This is a genomic window from Photobacterium carnosum, assembly GCF_002849605.1.
Taxonomy (GTDB): Bacteria; Pseudomonadota; Gammaproteobacteria; order Enterobacterales; family Vibrionaceae; genus Photobacterium; species Photobacterium carnosum.
Genome location: NZ_NPIB01000005.1, coordinates 51,084 through 72,588, shown reverse-complemented (window position 1 = coordinate 72,588; position 21,505 = coordinate 51,084). Strand labels below are relative to the sequence as shown.

The window sequence follows — 21,505 nt, the reverse complement described above, 5'->3', positions numbered from 1 at the left end:
TCCTTACTTAGTTTCTAGTTCTTCAATAGTATGATTGTGGTTGGTAAACACACAAATATCACCCGCAATATTTAACGCTTTTTCAGCAATTTCACGTGCGCTAAGATCGGTATTTTCTAATAATGCAATCGCTGCGGCTTGGGCGAAGTTACCGCCAGAACCAATAGCAACTAAATCATGTTCTGGTTGCACTACATCACCGTTACCAGTAATGATTAATGAGCCAGTTTCATCAGCAACGACTAATAAAGCTTCTAGCTTTCGTAGTGCACGATCAGTACGCCAATCTTTGGCTAACTCAACCGCTGATTTCAATAGATGGCCTTGGTGCATTTCTAATTTACGTTCGAAACGTTCAAATAAAGTAAAAGCATCAGCCGTGCCGCCAGCAAAACCAGCGAGTACTTTATTGTTATAGAGACGACGAACTTTGCGTGCATTGCCTTTCATTACTGTATTGCCAAGTGAGACTTGACCATCACCAGCAATTACGACATTGCCGTTACGACGAACAGATACAATAGTTGTCATGTTAAACTCTCTTTGATTCAGCTCCGACGTTAGCCGGGATCTTTAATGCTATTAGATCTGGGGATAGAGACGGCGGTTTTCAAGGTGTCGGTGACAATTGCTGATTGTGGTTGTCATCATTATTGCACTTATAAAAAAGGATGCCACATAGGCATCCTTTAGTGTTATTACGCTTAATGATGATTATTGCCAGAACCAAATTGCACAAGGGCTAATGCCATTTTTTTGTAATTTGTTCTGATCATTCATGGCCAAGCGCTTATCTTTATAAGGGCCAAGTACGACGCGGTACCAAGTGCCTCTATCGTTAGTTGATACTTTTATTTGGCTGTTTAATCCTTGAAATGCAATCGTTGCTTTGCGCTCATCAGCTTGAGCTTGGCTATGGTAAGCACCACATTGTAATAAATAAGGCTTACTGGGCTTATCTTTTGCAACGACTTGTTTAGGCGTTAAGATGGGCACAATGACTTTTTTATTTTCTAATTCTTGAATATAACGCCATTTTTCTTCAGGTTTCGGAGGTAGGGCGTTGGTATCGGTTTTTACTGGTTGCGGTTTGATAATAATCGCAGCTGGTGTGACAGGTGCAGTTTCAGGCACATCAGTCCCTGAAAGGAAAAATAAACCTACAATCAGTCCACACACTAATATAACAGCCAATGCCGCCCATTTTGTTGGAAAACCTGTTGACGGTATTTTTTTGCCTTTATGGCTGGCTTTTGCCTTTATTGGCGCTGGTTTCGGTGAGCGCCCGCGTTTTACATAATCTTTAGTGGCCACAATATCGACAAATTAGTTGGGAAGATAGACAGAACGCTATGTTACAAAGTTGGATTGATCCTGACCAGTTATTATCGCGGTTTCACTGATAATTAACCCCATATTACGACAAAGATGATCGGTTTTATGATCTTGGTACGGTAACGCGCCGAATATGGGGGAAATCAATTAGCGACTTGGTGGCGCAGCACTTTCACGAATAACCAGTTTTGCATCCAATAAACGTGAACCTGCCTGAACATCTTTACCTTTGAGCAATTCAAGTAGCATTATCATGGCTTGACGGCCGATCTCATAACGAGGCTGTGAAACCGTCGTTAAAGGTGGATCGCAATATTCTGCAAATTGAATATCATCAAAACCGACAATAGACATATCATGCGGTACACGTAAACCAAGACGTTTGGCTTGTTGCATTGCGCCGATAGCCATTACATCAGAATGACAAAATAATGCGGTTGGCGGTTCAGGTAAAGCTAGTAGCGCAGTAATCGCCCGTGCTCCTGCGGCAAAGCTGAAGTCACCTTTAATGGTGTAGGCAGGGTTTAAGGTAATGCCGGCACGACGGAGAGCTTGCTGATAACCTTGCTGGCGGAACTGCGACAGGGCTGCTTTATCAGGGCCAGTAATTTGGGCGATGCGTTTATGGCCCATTTGGGTGAGGTAATTCACCGCATCAAAGGCTGCGGTTAAGTTATCAATGTGCACCGTAGGTAATTCAAGCTCTGGCGCATATTCACACGCCATGACTAATGGTGGTAGATTTTTTTGTTCAGGTTTACTGACGTCAAAGGGTAAATTATTACCTAATAACAACATACCATCAGCTTGCTTAGTAAACACTAAATTCGCAAATGAGTTTTCCCGACGTTGTTGTTGGCCGCTGTCACCGAGTAACACTAAATAACCATTTTCCATCGCTGCTTCTTCAATGCCACGAATAATCTCAGTGAAATAAGGATCACAGATATCCGGAACAATGGTCACAATGGTTTTCGATTCATTGCGGCGTAGGTTACGTGCCAGTGAGTTTGGTGAATATCCAGCTTCCATTACGGCTTGCTCAACTTTTTTCCTTGTTGATGCCGATACTTTTTCCGGGTTCATTAGTGCGCGCGAAACCGTCGCGGTTGATACCCCGGCTAGCTGGGCAACGTCCTTCATTGTCGCCATAGTGCTTTCCTCTTTTGCTATATTTTTCTAGTTTACAGTTGACGGGTTGATACTGAAAATATTCAAATATATTTGTCAACTAATTGTAACTGACTGAAAAAAGTCAATTCATGAGCATATTGTAGAATGGATGCATAAGTTGAAACTTGCTTTCAATAGCATAAATTACATTCGCTATGTGAACTGCATCGCATTGTCTAGTTTAAGTTAAATCTTGTGGTTCGACATCAATTGACCATCGAATTTTTTTAGCAAGCGGTAATAATTGGATCGCTGGCTTGGCAATACTGAGCATTTGTTGAAGTTTATTTCGATTAGGCGTTTGTAAAATTAATTGCCATCGGAATCGTCCTGCACGTCGAGCAAGCGGGGCGGGATTAGGGCCTAAGACACAACAATCTTGATCATAAACTGGGCTCGCTTCAAAAATTGCGCGAATTTGTTGTAAGAATTGACACACTAAATCACTGTCATTAGCTTCAGCGCGAAGTAGCACTAAATGAGTAAAGGGTGGCAGTAATGCTTGGCGGCGTTCAGTTAATGCTGTTTGAGAAAAAACGCCATAACCTTTATGCAGTAATGATTGTAGCAATTGATGCTCAGGATGATGGGTTTGTAATAATACTGAACCTGGTTTACTGGCACGTCCAGCTCGACCTGCAACCTGAATAAACAGTTGTGCTAGTCGCTCAGAGGCTCGAAAATCATTACTGAATAATGCGCTATCAACATCAATTAATGCGACTAAAGTAACATCAGGAAAATGGTGTCCTTTTGCTAACATTTGGGTGCCGATTAAAATTTGATATTCGTTGTTTTTAATCGCTTCTAAATAGTTTTCGAGTGACCCTTTACGACGGGTACTATCTCTATCAATACGTACAGTTTTAAATTCAGGAAATAGCTCTGCTAGTTGTGCTTCAAGTTGCTCGGTACCGACACCCACTGGTGATAATTGCGTTGATCCACATTGTAGGCATTGGTGCATTATTGGTCTTTGAGTCGCACAATGATGGCAGCGTAATTCCCCCGATTGTTGGTGAAGGGTATAGTACGCATCACAACGATCACATTCTGCGATCCAACCACATTCATGGCACATCATTGCAGGTGAAAAACCACGTCGATTAAGAAACAACATCACTTGGTTACCCGCATTGAGGTTTTTACGCATTTCTGCGATCAGCGGCGCTGATAATCCTGCATTTAGATATAAACCTTTGACATCAATAACGCCATGACGAGCAGCGCTAGCATTTCCGGCACGTTTTGAAAGGGTTAGATAATGATATTTACCTGTTTGAGCGTTATGTAAGGTTTCAAGTGCAGGGGTTGCGGAGCCTAAGATGATTGGAATGTTTTCTTTATTGGCACGCATTACCGCCAGATCACGGGCATGGTAACGTAAGCTATCTTGTTGTTTATATGACGCATCATGTTCTTCATCAACAATAATAATCCCGAGGTTCGCAAACGGGGTAAATAGTGCTGAACGGGTACCAATAATGATCCCTGCTTGATTATCTCGCCCAGCAAGCCATGCCGTCATGCGTTCACTATCATTTAGACCTGAGTGTACGGTTTCTAATGGCACATTAAAACGGCGCTTAAAGCGGTTAATAGTTTGTGGGGTTAAGCCTATCTCTGGGACTAAAATAAGCGCTTGTTTACCCGCAGTTAAAATGGGTTCAAGTAGATTAAGATACACTTCAGTTTTTCCTGATCCCGTGACGCCATCTAATAGATAACATCCAAAATCTGGATTACTGTTAACGGTGGCAATGGCTAACGCTTGCTCTTCGTTTAAACGTGGTTTTTGTTCTGTGATCGCAAACTTCGGCTGCCATTGATGTTGTTTTGGTTGCTGCTGTTGTTCGATTATCCAGCCTTTTTGTACGACAGCTTTTAAGGTCGCACTATTAACGTCATGAGTGAGTAAGCTTTCGTGACTGAGTGGACCATGACGTAATAGATTTAGAATTTGAGCTTGCTTAGGGGCGCGCTTTAAACCATTTAGCGGCTGATCACGACCCGCTTCGGTAAGCTGCCAGTATTTTAGCGGTGCGGTTGACGCCTCTCGACCTTTACGTAATAAAGCGGGCATCGCATTGGCTAGAGTATCCCCTAATGGATATTGATAATAACGACTGGCCCATTTTAATAACTCAAAGAGAGCGGGTTGCCATAAAGGTTGGCTATCTAAGACTTGTTGAATCGGTTTTAACTGTTGAACAGGAAAATCAGAATCATTACCGATAGCAATTACAATCCCGACTAATCGTTGGCGACCAAAAGGCACTAGCACGCGTCCACCGATAACTGGGGTGGTGTTAGGTTTGATTAAATAATCAAAAACTTTGTCGAGTGGGATAGGTAAAGCAACGCGCGCTATTAGGGGGTTCATATTTTATCGCTTTGATTGAACTTGTACTAAATAATAACAGATCGCGTGATATGGAATAAGTGCTGCTATGTAGCAATCATTAATTACTGTTTTAGTGATTGCTACAAAGAGTGATAAAAAAACAGCGTCTGAGTTGATCTATTGATAACGATTGATTACTATACGCCGCTTGATTTGTCGTAAATTTACGGCAGACTATTTTATTAATCACGTGTGGTGCCCGGCTTTGGATCGGGAGAGCGACACGGCCTTAACTTGAGGTTTCCCCATGAAACAAGGTATCCACCCAGAATACAAAACAGTAAACGCACGTTGTTCTTGCGGTAACACTTTCGAATTTAACTCTACTATGAGTAAAGACATCAGCCTTGATGTATGCGATAAGTGTCACCCATTCTACACTGGTAAGCAACGTCAAGTTAGCTCTGGCGGTCGTGTGGACAAATTCAACAAGCGTTTTGGCGCGCTTGCTAGCAAGTAATTATTTGCCAGCTGAATTTACAAAAAAGGGATGCGCAAGCATCCCTTTTTTTATCGCTTAAATTTGTCAGATGTAAAAAAACCAGCAGTCATGCTGGTTTTTTGCTATCTCATGTACATGTTATTCATTAATGTCTTCGTAAGTGATACCCATCGCATCCATCAATAACTTTGCTTCTGCGGGAATATCGTCAGGGTGATCTTTACGGATATCATCATCTGTAGGTAACGGTTGGCCTGTATAGGCATGTAAGAAAGCTTCACAGAGTAGTTCACTGTTGGTAGCGTGGCGCAGGTTATTGACCTGACGGCGAGTACGTTCATCAGTAAGAATTTTGAGAACCTTTAATGGAATAGACACTGTAATTTTTTTTACTTGTTCATTTTTCTTACCGTGTTCTGCATAAGGGCTAATATATTCGCCATTCCACTTTGCCATGTTTTACCTTCTCAGCGATGTTTAATTAATGATGATAACAATGTCGCGATGACGGTTGTTAGTACATAGTCATGATAGGCGGCGATATTACGTGAACATCGCTAGTTTGTCCTCTACCGTGGTATATAACAGTTACTAGATCACGACTATTTTTTCAATTATTGAATTTTAGCGGGATTTACTGCTATAAGCAAAGACATATAGGCGTCCAGATGTGTTGACGTCTTATTTTGATGTGGTTAAGGTTGTTAACAGCCATCATTATTTATTTACAGGGTTCACCCCCTTATAACAAGGAACGTTATTATGAGTGATAAGCAGCTTGCGACCATTGCGGTTCGCACTGGTATTGATGTTGATTCACAATACAATGCAATTGTTCCGCCCATTTATTTAACTTCAACCTATAGTTTTCCCGCTTTAGGTGAGTTACCTCAATATGATTATTCCCGTTCAGGTAATCCGACCCGAAATACATTGGCTGATGCCTTGAGTGACATGGAAGGCGGTGCGGGTGGGGTAGTGACTAGTTGCGGTACTGCTGCGATGAATTTATTGGTCTCAGCGCTTTTGGGGCATGATGATTTATTAATTGCTCCCCATGATTGTTATGGTGGCAGTTACCGTTTATTTAATACTCGCGCGCAGAAAGGCGATTTTAAGGTGCTGTTTATTGATCAGTCTGATCCAGAGGCCTTAGCGGCGGCGTTCGCACAAAAACCAACCTTGTTATGGCTTGAAACCCCCTCTAACCCTTTAGTGCGTGTCATCGATATTAAAGCGATCTGCCAACAAGCACAGACGGTTGGTTGCCAAGTTGCGGTTGATAACACCTTCCTATCACCATTATTACAACAGCCATTATCGCTTGGCGCTGATTTTGTGGTGCATTCAACCACTAAATATATTAATGGCCACTCTGATGTTGTCGGGGGTGTTCTCATTGCTAAAGACCAAGCTGCGGCTGAAAATCTAAGTTGGTGGGCCAATTGTATTGGTGCAACGGGGGCACCCTTTGATGCGTATTTGACGTTACGTGGATTACGCACATTAGCACCAAGAATGCGGATGCATGAAGAAAATGGTGCGGCAGTATTGGTTTATTTACAGCAACAACCTTTGGTTGGCACCATTTATCATCCAAGTTTACCGACTCATGCCGGGCATGAAATTGCTAAGCGTCAGCAACGTGGTTTTGGTTCGATGATGAGTTTTGAATTCGCAGGAAGTTATCAACAACTGGAATTGTTTGTTAAAACGCTACAATTGTTTTCGTTAGCCGAATCATTAGGGGGAACTGAGAGTTTAATTGCTCATCCTGCATCGATGACCCATCGCGCAATGACTGATGACGAACAGCGAGCGGCAGGGATTTCAACTTCTTTATTGCGGTTATCAGTTGGCTTAGAAGATCCTCGTGATTTAATGGCCGATCTTATGCAAGCATTTGCTGCTGCCGAGGCGATCTGTTGATAAAAAAACACCGCCAGTGACATAAATTTGGTAGTAGTTGATTTGCGTGTTTTTGCGATTGAAAGCTCGTGGTATCGCGAGAATCCATTAGTGATTCAGGCGCTAAATAGGATGTGATGGTAGGGGGGTTAATATCTGATATTAGCAGGTGAGTGACAATGCTGTAGTTGATAGCGTTGGCATGAAATGTTTGTAATAAAAAAGCCGCAGTTTGAACTGCGGCTTTTTTGTTGGATATAAACTTAGTTGATAGCGACTGCACTACCTTCACTGTCCATATCTTTAAGTTCAGTTAATACTTCTTCAGCCCATAATATCCAAGCTTGGCGGTTATGAAGACCACGGCGCAAGGTTAAACGGTCGAGACGTTGCTGACGATCCATGTTTTTGTAATCACCAAAATGAATGTTCTCTAGCTCTTGATAATGACTTATCAAAATGTGTGATTCATCAATTAAAGCTTCAAGTTGCTGCTGCATTGGCAATGAATTGTGGACACCACAAATCAGTAGCTTTGCAGAAAACTCATCGCGAGTAGTGGGATTACGAGCTGGCTCTTGGAACCACTCAAATAACGCCTGATGACCAAGATCGGTAATTGAATACACTTTACGATCAGGTTTGCCATCTTGAGGTTCAAGACGACAAGTTACTTGATCGTTCATTGCCATTTTATTGAGTTCACGATACACCTGCTGGTGGCTCGCTTTCCAAAAATAACCGATACTGTGTGAAAATTCTTTGGTTATATCGTAACCAGTTGCTTCTCGAGTGCTAAGCACTGTTAAAATTACATGTGGTAGTGACATCTCTTCTATCCGTTAAATATATAAAATAAAAAAACACAATAGGGCTTAGATTACATAACGCTTCAAATGACGTTTTTAATTTATAATCGTGCTATTGCACTGCCTAATTGCGGTCGCATAGAATATCATTAATTGGCTCAATATCGATACTTCTAGTTCAATTATCTGTTACTGAGGCGTTTCAATTTATTATCTTGTAAACAATAGCCAAGTTGATTTAGTACTAAAAAAATAATAATTTGATTGAAATATATTCATCTTTAATCATATTGATACTTTTATATCTTAGTCTTTATAAGCAATGTAGTGCTGTATCAAAATTGAGACTTAGCTATATTATTTAACAAAATTATAAATAATAGTCAAAAAAAAAGGCTATCCGAAGATAGCCTTTTTCGTGTGATTAGTCGATTAACCTGTGTTTCGCATGCCGGTTGCAATGCCGGCAATAGTAATCATTAATGCTTCTTCGAGCTCTGTTGGTAACTCTTTCTGTTGGCGAGTACGGTAAAGTAATTCTGCCTGCAGCATATTAAGTGGCTCAACATAAATATTCCGTAAGCGAATAGATTCAGCACCCCACGGATCTTGTTGCATTAAGTGATCATTATTTTCAACGGTTAAGACTGTTTTAATGTCTTGCTGTAATTGTGAGCGTAATTGCTTACCTAAAGGCCATAAGGCTTCATCAGTTAAGCGTTGGTCATAGTATTCAGTAATGCCAAGATTAGTTTTACTGTATACCATTTCCAGCATACCTAATCGGGTTGAGAAAAACGGCCATTCGCGACACATTTCTTCTAGTTGTGCGGTATCACCATTATCAATTGAATGTTGAATCGCTTCACCCGCGCCTAACCATGCTGGTAATAAGAGGCGGTTTTGACTCCAAGCAAAAATCCATGGAATAGCACGTAGGCTTTCAACGCCACCATTAGGATTACGTTTTGCAGGACGAGAGCCTAGCGGTAATTTACCCAGTTCAGATTCTGGCGTTGCGGCGCGGAAATAAGGAATAAACTCAGGTGTGTTACGGACTATATTACGGTACGCGTCACATGAAACATTAGAAAGTTGGTCCATAATCTGACGCCATTCTTGTTTCGGTGCTGGCGGCGGCAGTAAGTTAGCTTCTAACGTTGCGCTCGCGTAAAGGCTGAGGCTGTTAATCGCTACTTCAGGTAGCCCAAGCTTAAAGCGAATCATCTCACCTTGTTCTGTTACGCGTAAGCCGCCTTTTAGGCTGCGTGGTGGTTGAGATAACAACGCCGCATGTGCTGGTGCACCGCCACGACCAATACTACCGCCACGACCATGGAATAAGGTAATTTCAACTTCTGCTTTTTCACAGACATCAACCAGTTTTTCCATCGCACTGTATTGTGCCCAGCCCGCTGACATGACACCGGCATCTTTGGCTGAATCAGAATAGCCAATCATTACCATTTGATGGTTTTGAATAAAGCCACGGTACCAGTCAATATTAAGCAGTTGCTCAATAATATCAGCACCATTATTTAAGTCTTCAAGTGTTTCAAATAATGGACACACATCCATGCGGAACGGGCAACCTGCTTCTTGTAATAATAGGTGCACGGCTAGTACATCAGAGGCTGTACGTGCCATTGAAATCACATAAGCACCTAACGCTTCACGCGGTTGTTCTGCAATCGCTTTACAGGTTTCTAGCACTTCTTGAACGTCAGCTGATGGTTCCCACTTTCGTGGTATTAATGGTCGTTTAGACGATAATTCACGAACTAAGAATGCGATCTTATCTTGTTCACACCACTGACTGTAATCACCTAGACCAATATGACGCGTTAGCTCTGAAATAACATTTTCATGGCGAGTACTTTCTTGACGAATATCCAGTTTAACCAGATGAACACCAAAACATTTTATACGGCGTAGTGAATCAAGTAGTAAGCCATCAGCAATGATCGCCATACCACATTGATGTAATGACTGGTAACACGCAAACAGTGGATCCCATAGCTCAGCAACATCATTAATAATGTGCTTAGAAAGGGGAGCGCTACCGTTGATTTGTGCTTCTAAACTATCGCGAGTAATAATCAGTTTGGTACGTAGTTGTTTTAGAATTGCACGGTAAGGTTCGTGTTCTTCACCTGCAAGTTCACGCACTTCATCATTACACTGAATCATTGATAATTCATTGATCAATTCTTGCACGTCACCAAGGTAAAGCTCTGCAGCTTTCCAGCGTGAAAGACGTAAAACTTCATGGGTAACATCAGACGTTACAAATGGATTACCGTCGCGATCTCCGCCCATCCATGATGAGAAGGTTACTGGCGCGGCATCTAATGGTAATTTTTTATCTAAATGTTGTTGTAGTTTCTCATCAAACAGACGTACAAATTCTGGTACCGCTTGCCACAATGAATTTTCAACAACCGCATAGCCCCATTTTGCTTCATCAAGTGGGGTTGGGCGTTGCTGGCGAATAACATCGGAGTACCATGCTTGAGCAATCAGTTGTTCTAATCGTTGTTCAACACGTGCACGTTCAGCGGTTGATAATTCACTTAGCTCTAATTGTGATAAACATTTATTAATCTGTACCAATTTATGGATCATGGTACGACGTGCAATTTCAGTTGGGTGAGCGGTTAGCACTAAATCGATATTTAATTCATTAATCGCCACTAAAGAATCTGCAGGGTTAACATCATGCTGCACTAATTTAGTAAATAATTCATCGAGAGCATCTGGGCTACATAATGTCGTTTCACGTTGACGTGAAATAGTATGGTATTGCTCTGCAATATTGGTGAGATTAAGGAATTGACTAAAAGCTCGAGCTACAGGAAGTAATTGGTTATCGGGTAGGTTTTGTAATTCAGCAATCAGTTTTTCACGATCATCTTGATTACCAGTACCAGCCGATTTCGAAAGTTTGCGGATAGTTTCCACTTTTTCTAAAAGTTCATCACCGCAGGCTGTTTTGATCGTATTGCCCAGTAAATGGCCAAGCATACTGACATTACTTGTTAACGCACTGTATTTCTCGTTCATATAGTATCCATTCCGTAATTTTATTACATCCAATTTAACCTTTACCCACAATCTAGCCGTGAAGTTAGTGACAGGTCAACAGAGATTGTATTTATAGCTAATAAAAACTATTGATATTGATTTTGGTCATAATCTTGATTGAATTTTGTAATTTTGTTTCATTCTAGCCTGTGATAGCCCACATTTCTGTTCATTATTAATGAGATAGAGCAAAAAACGGCCATATGAATAATTATCTCTGTTATTATTTAATGTCGTAAAGGTTAATCAAAAGCTAATAAAATATATTTTTTTATCGTTATACTATTGACAGTATGTAATTTAACCAGTAAACATATTAATTCAAATTTATGAATAAATGGTTACGACTATTTATTTGTCTTTGAGCAATGGAACGCTCAGGGTTAATTGTTTATGCAGGAAGTTATTATCATGGACTCAATCTACACATCTCTCTTTATCTCCCTTCGACGACGCTAAGTCTTTTGCCTTAGGCGCTTTTACGTGCCCTTTATTTGCTGTTTACAGCACACCTCCGTTAGCCGTTATGACAATTATATTTACCTATGCCATAGATCCAATTATTTGATTACGGTTCGATAACACGACTACGATATGGAATTAGCGATGTTAAACACGATTATTATTGGCGCCAGTGGCTATACCGGCGCAGAACTGGCAAAAATAGTGAATCGTCATCCGCAGTTAACGCTTTGCGGTTTGTACGTTTCAGCCACCAGTCTTGATGCAGGAAAGCCATTGAGTGCGTTGCATGGTCAGTTAAGAGATGTGGTTGATTTACCGTTGCAGCCGCTAACGGATATTAAAACAGCTGCGGCAAACATTGATATTGTGTTGTTAGCAACCGCCCATGAAGTGAGCCATGATATTGCGGCTGAATTTCTTAATTTGGGGTGTCAGGTGTTTGACTTATCAGGGGCGTTTAGAGTTAAAGCTGATGATTTTTATCGTCAATATTATAACTTTGAACACAAATATGATGAGTGGTTAGAGAATGCTGTTTATGGTTTAGCTGAATGGAATCATGATCAAATTCGTCAAGCTCAGTTAGTTGCCGTTCCTGGGTGTTATCCCACCGCCGCTCAATTAGCGTTAAAACCATTGCTCGTTGCAGGTCTACTTGATTGCGATCAATGGCCGGTGATTAATGCGGTTAGTGGTGTGTCGGGTGCAGGTCGTAAAGCGAGAATGACCAATAGTTTTTGTGAAGTGAGCTTACAGGCTTATGGCTTATTTACGCATCGACACCAGCCTGAAATTGCCCATCATCTTAATTGCGATATTATTTTTACGCCTCATCTCGGGAATTTTAAACGCGGTATTTTAGCTACCATTACCGCTAAATTAGCCATTGGTGTAACCGCTGATGAGGTGACTGCCGCAATGGAATCTGCGTATTTAAATGCAGCAGATCAGCATGCGGTACGTTTGCTTAAAAATAAGACCGCCAAACTTGATGATGTTGTTGGTAGTTGTTTTTGTGATATCGGCTGGCAGGTGCAAGGTGAGCATATTATTTTAACCGCCGCGATTGATAATTTATTGAAAGGGGCGTCATCACAAGCAGTTCAATGCATAAATATTCGCAATGGCTTTCCTCAGTTAACCGCATTGGTGTAGGAGTAACACAATGAATCAAGTCCCTTTAGTGATTAAATTGGGTGGTGCTGCACTGGAATGTAATCTCACCTTAGAACGATTATTTTCAACCATCAATGCTTACCAATCCCGTTCACAGCGTCCAATCTTATTTGTTCATGGTGGTGGCTATCTCGTTGATGAACTTATGAAAAAATTGCAGTTACCAACTGTTAAAAAACAAGGATTACGGGTTACGCCAAGCGATCAAATTGGTTTGATTACTGGCGCGCTAGCGGGCACGGCTAATAAAATGCTGCAAGGGCAAGCCGTTAAAGCGGGAGTGGCTGCGGTAGGACTAAGTTTAGCTGATGGCGGTTTATGTACGGTTAGTCAATTAGATCCAGAACTTGGTGCTGTCGGTCATGCTGAGCCTAATAACGGTGCTTTAGTGGGTCAAATTATGCAGTTAGGTTTTGTGCCAATCATTAGTTCTATTGGGCTTAATGATAGGGGTGAAATGATGAATGTTAATGCCGATCAAGCGGCGGTCGCGGTCGCTGCGGCTGTTGGTGGTGAATTGGTATTATTGTCCGATGTGACGGGAGTGCTTGACGGTAAAGGTAATTTAATTAAGCAGCTAACGGAATCTGAGGCGGAAGCGTTAATTGCTCAAGCGGTGATCACCGATGGCATGATTGTGAAAGTGCGCGCGGCATTTACAGCGGCTAAAGCACTAGGGCGTTCGATTGAAGTCGCCAGTTGGCGTTATCCCGACAAGCTCAATGATTTATTAGCGGGCGACAGTATTGGGACTCGATTTACGTTGTCATCAGCGGGTGATTAAACAGCATTGATTTAGATGACTTGATTTAGATGACTTGATTTATGACGACGAATTAATATTTTTTGAAAATAGTGCCTGAACGGGATGACCGCGACAAGGCTGAAAAGGAGAGCAGCAGATGAGTAAAATTAATAAAGTGGTATTGGCCTATTCAGGTGGTTTAGATACTTCAGCCATTATTCCATGGTTAAAAGAAAACTATGATTGTGAAGTGGTCGCATTTGTGGCAGATGTTGGTCAAGGTGAAGAAGAGTTGGTTGGTATTGAAGAAAAAGCCATCGCCTCTGGTGCCTCTGCATGTTACATCGCTGATTTAAAAGAAGAGATGGTAAAAGATTATATTTATCCATCCCTTAAAACTGGGGCAATTTACGAAGGTAAATATTTACTAGGCACCTCAATGGCGCGTCCGATTATTGCTAAGGCGCAAGTAGAGTGTGCATTAGAAATTGGTGCTGATGCGTTGTGTCATGGCTGTACGGGGAAAGGTAATGATCAGGTCCGTTTTGAAGGAGCGTTTGCTGCTCTTGCACCACAACTGACCGTGATTGCGCCATGGCGTGAGTGGAATTTACGTAGTCGTGAAGCACTGCTTGATTATTTGGCTGAACGTAATATTCCTTGTACCGCATCGTTAGAAAAAATTTATTCACGTGATGCTAATGCATGGCATGTTTCCACTGAAGGTGGCGTGCTTGAAAATACGTGGAATGCACCTAATGAATTATGTTGGGTGTGGACTAAAGATCCACAGCAAGCGCCTGATGTAGCTGAAACGGTATCGGTGCTCGTTGAAAAAGGTGAAGTGGTCGCCGTAGATGGTAAGCCGATGACACCGTATAACGCGCTTCATTATCTGAATGGTAAAGGCATAGAACACGGTATTGGACGGATTGATATTGTTGAGAACCGTCTCGTAGGAATTAAATCGCGTGGTTGCTATGAAACTCCGGGTGGCACCATCATGATGGAAGCACTGCGTGCGGTTGAGCAATTAGTGCTTGATAAAGAATCGTTTGAGTTCCGTCAAACCATTGGGCTTAAAGCATCACACCTTATTTATGATGGCCGTTGGTTTACACCATTGTGTCAATCGTTGTTAGCCGCGGCGAATACGCTGGCACAAGATGTGACGGGTGAAGTGGTGATTCAACTTTATAAGGGGCAAGCGACCGTTACTCAAAAGCGTTCACTCAATAGTTTGTACTCTGAAGAGTTTGCAACGTTTGGTGAAGATGATGTTTATGATCATAGCCATGCTGGTGGTTTTATTCGTTTGTATTCTTTGGCAAGCCGCATTCGTGCGCTTAACAGTCAAAAATAATTAATTCAAGATTGTAGCTTACGCTAGAGCGACGATGATATTCGTTGCAGCGTAAGCTTCTCAATATTATTTCGTTGGACAGAATAAGGAGATTCACCATGGCATTATGGGGAGGGCGGTTTAGTCAGGCAGCTGACATCAGATTTAAACAATTTAATGATTCGTTGCGTTTTGACTATCGACTCGCAGAGCAAGATATTGTCGGTTCAATAGCTTGGTCAAAAGCCCTACGCCAAGTGAATGTGTTAACGGAAACAGAGCAACAACAGCTTGAATTGGCACTTAATGAACTCAAATTAGCGGTAATGGAAGATCCTGAGCAAATCCTTGCTTCTGATGCTGAAGATATTCACAGCTGGGTGGAACATCAGTTGATTGCTAAGGTCGGGGATTTGGGTAAAAAATTGCACACGGGTCGTTCGCGTAATGATCAGGTGGCAACAGATCTTAAACTGTGGTGCCGTCAGCAAGGGCAACAATTATTGTTGATGCTGGATAAATTACAGCAACAGTTAGTTACTGTCGCGCGCCAGCATCAAGCAACCGTGCTACCTGGATATACTCATTTGCAACGGGCGCAACCTGTCACCTTTGCCCATTGGTGTTTAGCCTATGTGGAAATGCTAGAGCGTGATCATTCACGATTGGACGATGCCATGACGCGACTTGATACCTGTCCATTAGGTTCTGGGGCGCTGGCAGGAACCGCTTATCCGATAGATCGTGAAGTGTTAGCGCATAACCTTGGCTTTCAGCGAGCAACCCGTAATAGTCTTGATTCGGTGTCTGATCGTGATCATGTGATGGAATTATTGTCTACCGCATCGATTTCAATGCTGCATTTATCTCGAATGGCAGAAGATTTAATTTTTTATAACTCTGGCGAATCCAATTTCATTGAACTTGATGATGCGGTGACGTCTGGCTCATCATTGATGCCGCAAAAGAAAAATCCGGATGCCCTCGAATTGATTCGTGGTAAATGTGGCCGTGTGTATGGTGCGATGGCGGCGATGATGATGACGGTTAAGGCATTACCGCTGGCTTATAACAAAGACATGCAAGAAGACAAAGAAGGGCTATTTGATGCGTTAGATAGCTGGCATGATTGTATGGAAATGGCTGCATTATGTTTTGAAGGGATCAAGATTAATCAAGATCGTACTTTAGAAGCGGCGATGCAAGGTTATTCAAATGCGACCGAGTTAGCCGATTATTTAGTGGCAAAAGGCATTCCTTTTCGTGAAGCTCACCATATTGTTGGGGTTGCAGTTGTCGCTGCAATTGCGAAAGGGTGCGCGTTAGAAGAACTCTCTCTTGAGGAGATGAAACAATTTTCAACAGTAATTGAAAATGATGTTTATTCGATTCTGACCATTGAATCATGTTTAGATAAACGGTGTGCTTTAGGTGGTGTTGCGCCAAATCAAGTTGATTATGCCATTGGTCAAGCGGAAAGGCGGCTTGATAAACGTTATTCGCCTAATGTTAAAGTACGAGGCGCACGACTCACTGATCTTGATGCTATCGAAGGCATGGTGGTGTATTGGGCGGGGTTGGGTGAGAACTTACCACGTAATCGTAATGAGTTAGTGCGTGATATTGGTTCATTTGCTGTGGCTGAAAATCACGGGGTGGTTACAGGATGTGCATCTCTGTATGTTTATGATTCAGGGCTGGCTGAAATACGATCTTTAGGGGTTGAAGCGGGTTGGCAACAACAAGGGCAGGGTAAAGCCATTGTTGAACATTTGCTGGATAAAGCGACACAAATGGCGATTAAAAAAGTATTTGTGTTAACCCGAGTGCCTGAGTTTTTTATGAAACGTGGTTTTACGCCGACGTCAAAAACATTGTTGCCTGAGAAGGTAATGAAAGATTGCGAGCGTTGTCTTCGTCAGCATGCGTGTGATGAAGTGGCTTTAGACGTTTTGCTCGATAAAGCTCAACACATTCAAACGGTGAATGTTGCTTAATTCATTATAATAAAAATTCGCTTATTAACATGAGGAAGCCCTCATTTCAATGTGAAAGGAGGGCTTCTTGCTAACGGTTTAACGGTGGTATTAGCCTAAGAAGATTTCTAACTCTTCGCTACCGCCAATGTGCTTACCACCAATGAATACTTGAGGAACAGTACTACGGCCAGTAATTGCACGTAAAGAAACGGTTGTCGCATCTTTACCTAGAATGATTTCTTCATACTGTAGACCTTTGTCGATCAGATTCTGTTTTGCTTTAACACAGAAAGGACAACCGGGCTTAGAGAATACAGTGATTGATTCTTGTAGTTTTTGTTTTGGTGCAATGTAGCTCAGCATAGTGTCTGCGTCAGAAACTTTGAACGGGTCGCCTGGTTCTTCATTTTCAACAAACATTTTCTCAACGATGCCATTTTTAACTAGCATGCTGTAACGCCATGAACGTGCACCAAAACCTAGGTCATCTTTTTCAACTAACATGCCCATGCCGTTAGTGAACTCACCGTTACCATCAGGAATAAAGGTGATGTTTGTTGCTTCTTGATCTGCTTTCCATGCATTCATTACGAACGTATCGTTAACCGATACACATAGAATGTCGTCAACGCCATTATCAGTAAACACTGAAGCTAACTCGTTGTAGCGAGGTAGGTGGCTAGAAGAACATGTTGGTGTAAATGCGCCGGGTAGGCTAAATACAACCACAGTTTTATTAGCAAATAACTCATTAGTTGTTACGTCAATCCATTGATCACCCTTACGAGTGTGGAAAGTAACTTGAGGTACTGGCTGACCTTCTTTAGATGCGAACATAATGTGATTCCTTAAAAAATATAAATTAATTTAATGCAATCGGAGCTTCGTTAATATGGTCTCCATATTGATGAAGTAATTATGCGATTTTACTCTTGATAGTTCTAATCGTTTACTGCTATGGTTTTAATAGTTAATTCCTATCGGTAGCCCTAGCTAATGAATATTCGAGATCTTGAGTACCTTGTCGCCCTATCTGAACATAAGCATTTCCGTAAAGCCGCTGAAGCATGTTACGTCAGTCAGCCAACCCTAAGTGGTCAAATTCGTAAATTAGAAGATGAACTAGGGGTATCGTTGTTAGAACGAACCAGTCGTCGCGTACTTTTTACCGATGCGGGATTGAGTCTAGTCGCTCAAGCTCAAAAAGTGTTGCTTGAGGTCAAAATATTGACCGAACTTGCTAGTTTACAAGGAGAAAGCATGGCCGGTCCGTTACATATTGGCTTTATTCCAACCGTCGGTCCATATTTATTACCGCAAATCATTCCAACGCTTAAAGAAGCGTTCCCTGAGCTAGAACTCTTTTTACATGAAGCTCAAACTCATCAGTTGGTACAGCAACTTGAAGAAGGTAAGCTCGACTGCATGATTTTAGCATCAGTCAAAGAGAGCGAACCTTTTATTGAGTTGCCATTGTATGATGAGCCAATGATGCTTGCTGTGCCTGAAACTCACCAATGGGCACAAGAGAAAGAAATTGATATGTCACGTTTACATGGTGAAACCTTGCTGATGTTAGAAGATGGGCACTGTTTGCGTAATCAAGCATTGGGTTTCTGTTTTGCCGCAGGGGCGCGTGATGATGGTCGTTTTAAAGCCACCAGTCTTGAAACGTTACGTAACATGGTTGCTGCAGGAAGCGGTATTACTTTGCTACCGCAGTTAGCAACACCTAAAGAACATTGTCGTGATGGCGTTTGTTATATTGCTGCAGAGCATCCGCAACCAACTCGGTTGATTACGTTAGCCTACCGTCCTGGCTCACCGCTTAAATCACGCTATGAAAAATTAGCTGAGACCATCAAATCTAAAATGCCTGATATTTTCGAGAAACACGTTCAAAAATAAAATATTCATGATTGCTAATTAATATTTTAGATAAAAAAAGAGCGCCTATTGGCGCTCTTTTTGATTGCGGTTATAAACCGTAATTAGAATAACTCTTCTGCCGTTTCAGTATCAAACTTCTGCTCAGAGGTAACTTGGCGAGCTGATTGTGTTGGCTCAGTCCCCTTGATGAAGTACTCATACATTGAGCTTGAACCATCATGATCTGACAGTTTACCTGTTGCGCGATCAATACGTACTTTAACGATATCAGCTGGGATCTGTAATGGCTGCTCTGGGGTGTTTTTCAGTGCTACACGCATGAAATTGATCCATGTTGGTTGTGCTGCATTACCGCCGTACTCACCACCTGCAACTTGGTTTTTGCCGAGATTTTTATTAAAGCTAGTGCGGCCTAATGTATGACGGTGGTTATCAAAACCTACCCATGTTGTAGCGACAATATTAGGGCCAAAACCGGTATACCAAGCATCTTTCGAGTCGTTAGTGGTACCTGTTTTGCCACCAATATCATGGCGACCCAGCACGCGAGCTCTAAAACCTGTGCCGTAAGGATGGCCGGGTTCCCCCCAAATATTACTGATTAACATTTGACGGACAAGGAACGCATTTTGTTCACTGATCACTTCAGGTGCATAACGTACTGCTGGTGGGGTGATCACTTGCTCTAGTTGTTCTAATGTTGGTTTTTCAACGATAGGTGGTAATGGTTTATTTGCAGGTGCATTTTCAGTGGCCGTTGCTGCTGCCGTTGCGAGTGCTACTTGCATTTTCGCTTGTGGATTTTGGCTTTGGCAAACATCATTACAAACAATTTTAGGATTAGCACTGTAGATCAATTCACCATTACTATTATCAACTTTATTGATTAAGAAGGGTTTGACTGCATAACCACCGTTAGCAAACACAGAATAGCCTTGCGCTAACTCTAGTGGGGTTAAACTACCCGCACCTAAAGCTAATGGCTCTGCATGAGGAAGATCTGAGCGTTTAAAGCCAAATCGGGTTAGATAGTTAATGGTGTAATCTAAACCGGCTAGACGTAATACACGAATAGCCATCACGTTAATTGAACGTGCTAAACCAATACGAGCACGTGTCGGACCACCATAACGACCATCAGCATTTTTTGGTCGCCACGCTGTGCCTTGCCACTTATCCCATTTAGTGATCGGCGCATCATTGATGAGGGTTGCTAATGTCATTCCTTTTTGAATTGCCGCTGAGTAAATAAACGGTTTAATCCCTGAACCTACCTGACGAATAGATTGAGTGGCACGGTTAAATTTACTTTGGGTGTAGTTAAAACCACCAATCATTGCCAATATCGCGCCGTTATCGGGTGACATTGCGACAAACGAGGTATTGGCTCCTGGAACTTGGCTTAATACCCAATGGCTAGTTGTTATTGCTGCTGTGTCAGCAGTAGCGGCAACTGTTGTAGCTTTATTTTGGACCCAGATTTGCTGACCCGCAGTTAAGATTTGAGCCGCTGTCGTTGGTGCTGGTCCTTGAGAACTATTAGTCTGGAACTTACGCGCCCATTTCATACCATTCCAGTTTAAGGCAACGGTTTCTCCAGTCTTGGTAACGACGGTCACTGATTGATGCTGAACTTGAGTGACGACGGCTGGCACTAATTCACCATAAGTCGGTTGGTTACTTAGCTTCTCAACGATCTGGTTCGCATTAAGTGGTGTTTGACCTGGTTTCCATATCACTGCTGTTGCACCACGATAACCATGACGTTCATCGTAACTTAGCAGATTATCAACCGCAGATTGTTGAGCCGCGTGCTGTAATTTAGCGTTAACAGTCGTGTAAACATCCATGCCTTTGGTGTAAGCATCTTCACCATAACGGTGAACCATCCATGCACGTGCACGTTCTGCCACATAGGGTGCATATAATTGGATTTCAGTACGGTGGTAACGGGAAACAATCGGCTCTGAACGTGCTTGATCCATTTGTGCTTGGGTGATGTAACCTTCTTTAAACATGCGATCAAGTACCACATTACGACGAGTTGTCGCGCGATCGATAGAGTAAATAGGGTTCATGGTTGACGGTGCTTTAGGTAAGCCTGCAATCACGGCCATTTCACTTAAGGTTAGCTGATTAACATCTTTACCAAAGTAAACTTGTGCTGCTGCTCCAACACCATAAGAACGGTAACCGAGATAAATTTTATTGAGATAAAGATCAAGAATTTGATCTTTCGTTAAAATTTGCTCGATATGAATCGCAATAAATGCTTCACGAATTTTACGAGAGAAGGTCTTTTTATTGGATAAGAAAAAGTTACGCGCAAGTTGTTGAGTGATCGTACTGGCACCTTGACGAGCATGACCAGAGATTAACATTACAAAAGCAGCACGTGCGATACCAATCGGATCGACACCGTGGTGTTCATAAAAACGACTGTCTTCGGTCGCAATAAAACCATCGACTAGTAGTGGTGGCATTTGTTTTAGTGTTAATGGTATACGACGTTTCTCACCAAACTGTGAGATCAGTTCACCATCGGCACTGTACACTTTTAATGGTGTTTGTAGTTCTATGTTTTTTAATTTAGCAACATCTGGAAGGCCTGGTTTTAGATATAAATAAAAACCAAAAATTGTACCCACTCCAAGAGTGATGCAAATTATTGCAAGTATTAGTAATCGCTTTATGAACTTCACTTGAGATTTCCCGTTACGCCATCGTTCTGGCGGTCATTATCTATTATCTTT

Annotated in this window: 16 protein-coding genes; 7 read left to right on the top strand and 9 right to left on the bottom strand. The window is 42.0% G+C overall.

The genetic code is table 11. From position 1 onward, the window contains the following. Positions 1-3 precede the first annotated feature (3 nt). From hslV to priA, 4 genes are all read right to left on the bottom strand, one after another. The gene (gene hslV, locus CIK00_RS06465) at positions 4-531 is read right to left on the bottom strand and encodes an ATP-dependent protease subunit HslV (RefSeq protein WP_101768089.1); all 528 of its coding nucleotides are present in this window, start codon (positions 529-531) and stop codon (positions 4-6) included. A 183-nt stretch (positions 532-714) separates the two neighbouring features. Beyond that, on the bottom strand, positions 715-1,314 hold the full coding sequence (locus tag CIK00_RS06460; RefSeq protein ID WP_101768088.1) for an SPOR domain-containing protein: 600 nt from the start codon (positions 1,312-1,314) through the stop codon (positions 715-717). A 168-nt stretch (positions 1,315-1,482) separates the two neighbouring features. Then, positions 1,483-2,508, bottom strand: coding sequence for a DNA-binding transcriptional regulator CytR (gene cytR / locus CIK00_RS06455; RefSeq protein ID WP_265576736.1), 1,026 nt, complete (start codon positions 2,506-2,508; stop codon positions 1,483-1,485). Positions 2,509-2,689: 181 nt separating this feature from the next. Next, positions 2,690-4,891, bottom strand: a complete 2,202-nt coding sequence (gene priA / locus CIK00_RS06450; protein ID WP_101768086.1) for a primosomal protein N' — start codon at positions 4,889-4,891, stop codon at positions 2,690-2,692. A 268-nt stretch (positions 4,892-5,159) separates the two neighbouring features. Between priA and rpmE the strand changes: the two genes are divergently transcribed. Further along, complete coding sequence (gene rpmE / locus CIK00_RS06445) at positions 5,160-5,372, top strand: 50S ribosomal protein L31 (protein WP_101768085.1); 213 nt, start codon at positions 5,160-5,162, stop codon at positions 5,370-5,372. Between the two features lie 120 nt (positions 5,373-5,492). Here rpmE and metJ read toward each other — a convergent pair whose 3' ends face one another. After that, positions 5,493-5,810: a met regulon transcriptional regulator MetJ gene (metJ, locus tag CIK00_RS06440; RefSeq protein ID WP_101768084.1), complete on the bottom strand. Its 318-nt coding sequence runs from the start codon at positions 5,808-5,810 to the stop codon at positions 5,493-5,495. A gap of 306 nt (positions 5,811-6,116) precedes the next feature. Between metJ and CIK00_RS06435 the strand changes: the two genes are divergently transcribed. Further along, on the top strand, positions 6,117-7,283 hold the full coding sequence (locus CIK00_RS06435) for an O-succinylhomoserine (thiol)-lyase (protein WP_101768083.1): 1,167 nt from the start codon (positions 6,117-6,119) through the stop codon (positions 7,281-7,283). A 242-nt stretch (positions 7,284-7,525) separates the two neighbouring features. Here CIK00_RS06435 and CIK00_RS06430 read toward each other — a convergent pair whose 3' ends face one another. Both CIK00_RS06430 and ppc read right to left on the bottom strand, forming a co-directional pair. Then, entirely contained in the window at positions 7,526-8,092 is a 567-nt protein-coding gene (locus CIK00_RS06430; protein ID WP_101768082.1) for a PadR family transcriptional regulator, read from the bottom strand. A gap of 411 nt (positions 8,093-8,503) precedes the next feature. Continuing rightward, complete coding sequence (gene ppc / locus CIK00_RS06425) at positions 8,504-11,134, bottom strand: phosphoenolpyruvate carboxylase (RefSeq protein WP_101768081.1); 2,631 nt, start codon at positions 11,132-11,134, stop codon at positions 8,504-8,506. A 627-nt stretch (positions 11,135-11,761) separates the two neighbouring features. On the opposite strand from ppc, the gene argC reads away from it, so the two are divergent. From argC to argH, 4 genes are all read left to right on the top strand, one after another. Continuing rightward, positions 11,762-12,775 carry an N-acetyl-gamma-glutamyl-phosphate reductase gene (gene argC / locus CIK00_RS06420; RefSeq protein ID WP_101768080.1) on the top strand — a complete coding sequence of 338 codons (1,014 nt, stop codon included), beginning with the start codon at positions 11,762-11,764 and terminating at the stop codon, positions 12,773-12,775. Between the two features lie 10 nt (positions 12,776-12,785). Next, positions 12,786-13,580: an acetylglutamate kinase gene (argB, locus tag CIK00_RS06415; protein ID WP_101768079.1), complete on the top strand. Its 795-nt coding sequence runs from the start codon at positions 12,786-12,788 to the stop codon at positions 13,578-13,580. A 118-nt stretch (positions 13,581-13,698) separates the two neighbouring features. After that, positions 13,699-14,904: an argininosuccinate synthase gene (locus CIK00_RS06410; RefSeq protein ID WP_101768078.1), complete on the top strand. Its 1,206-nt coding sequence runs from the start codon at positions 13,699-13,701 to the stop codon at positions 14,902-14,904. 98 nt (positions 14,905-15,002) lie between these two features. After that, entirely contained in the window at positions 15,003-16,880 is a 1,878-nt protein-coding gene (gene argH / locus CIK00_RS06405; RefSeq protein ID WP_101768077.1) for an argininosuccinate lyase, read from the top strand. Between the two features lie 90 nt (positions 16,881-16,970). On the opposite strand, the gene CIK00_RS06400 is transcribed toward argH, so the two are convergent. Continuing rightward, positions 16,971-17,699, bottom strand: a complete 729-nt coding sequence (locus tag CIK00_RS06400; RefSeq protein WP_101768076.1) for a glutathione peroxidase — start codon at positions 17,697-17,699, stop codon at positions 16,971-16,973. A gap of 159 nt (positions 17,700-17,858) precedes the next feature. Between CIK00_RS06400 and oxyR the strand changes: the two genes are divergently transcribed. Beyond that, positions 17,859-18,770, top strand: coding sequence for a DNA-binding transcriptional regulator OxyR (oxyR, locus tag CIK00_RS06395; protein ID WP_101768075.1), 912 nt, complete (start codon positions 17,859-17,861; stop codon positions 18,768-18,770). Positions 18,771-18,853: 83 nt separating this feature from the next. Here the strand turns inward: oxyR and CIK00_RS06390 are convergent, their stop codons facing one another. Continuing rightward, positions 18,854-21,454: a penicillin-binding protein 1A gene (locus CIK00_RS06390; RefSeq protein WP_101768074.1), complete on the bottom strand. Its 2,601-nt coding sequence runs from the start codon at positions 21,452-21,454 to the stop codon at positions 18,854-18,856. Positions 21,455-21,505: the final 51 nt, after the last annotated feature.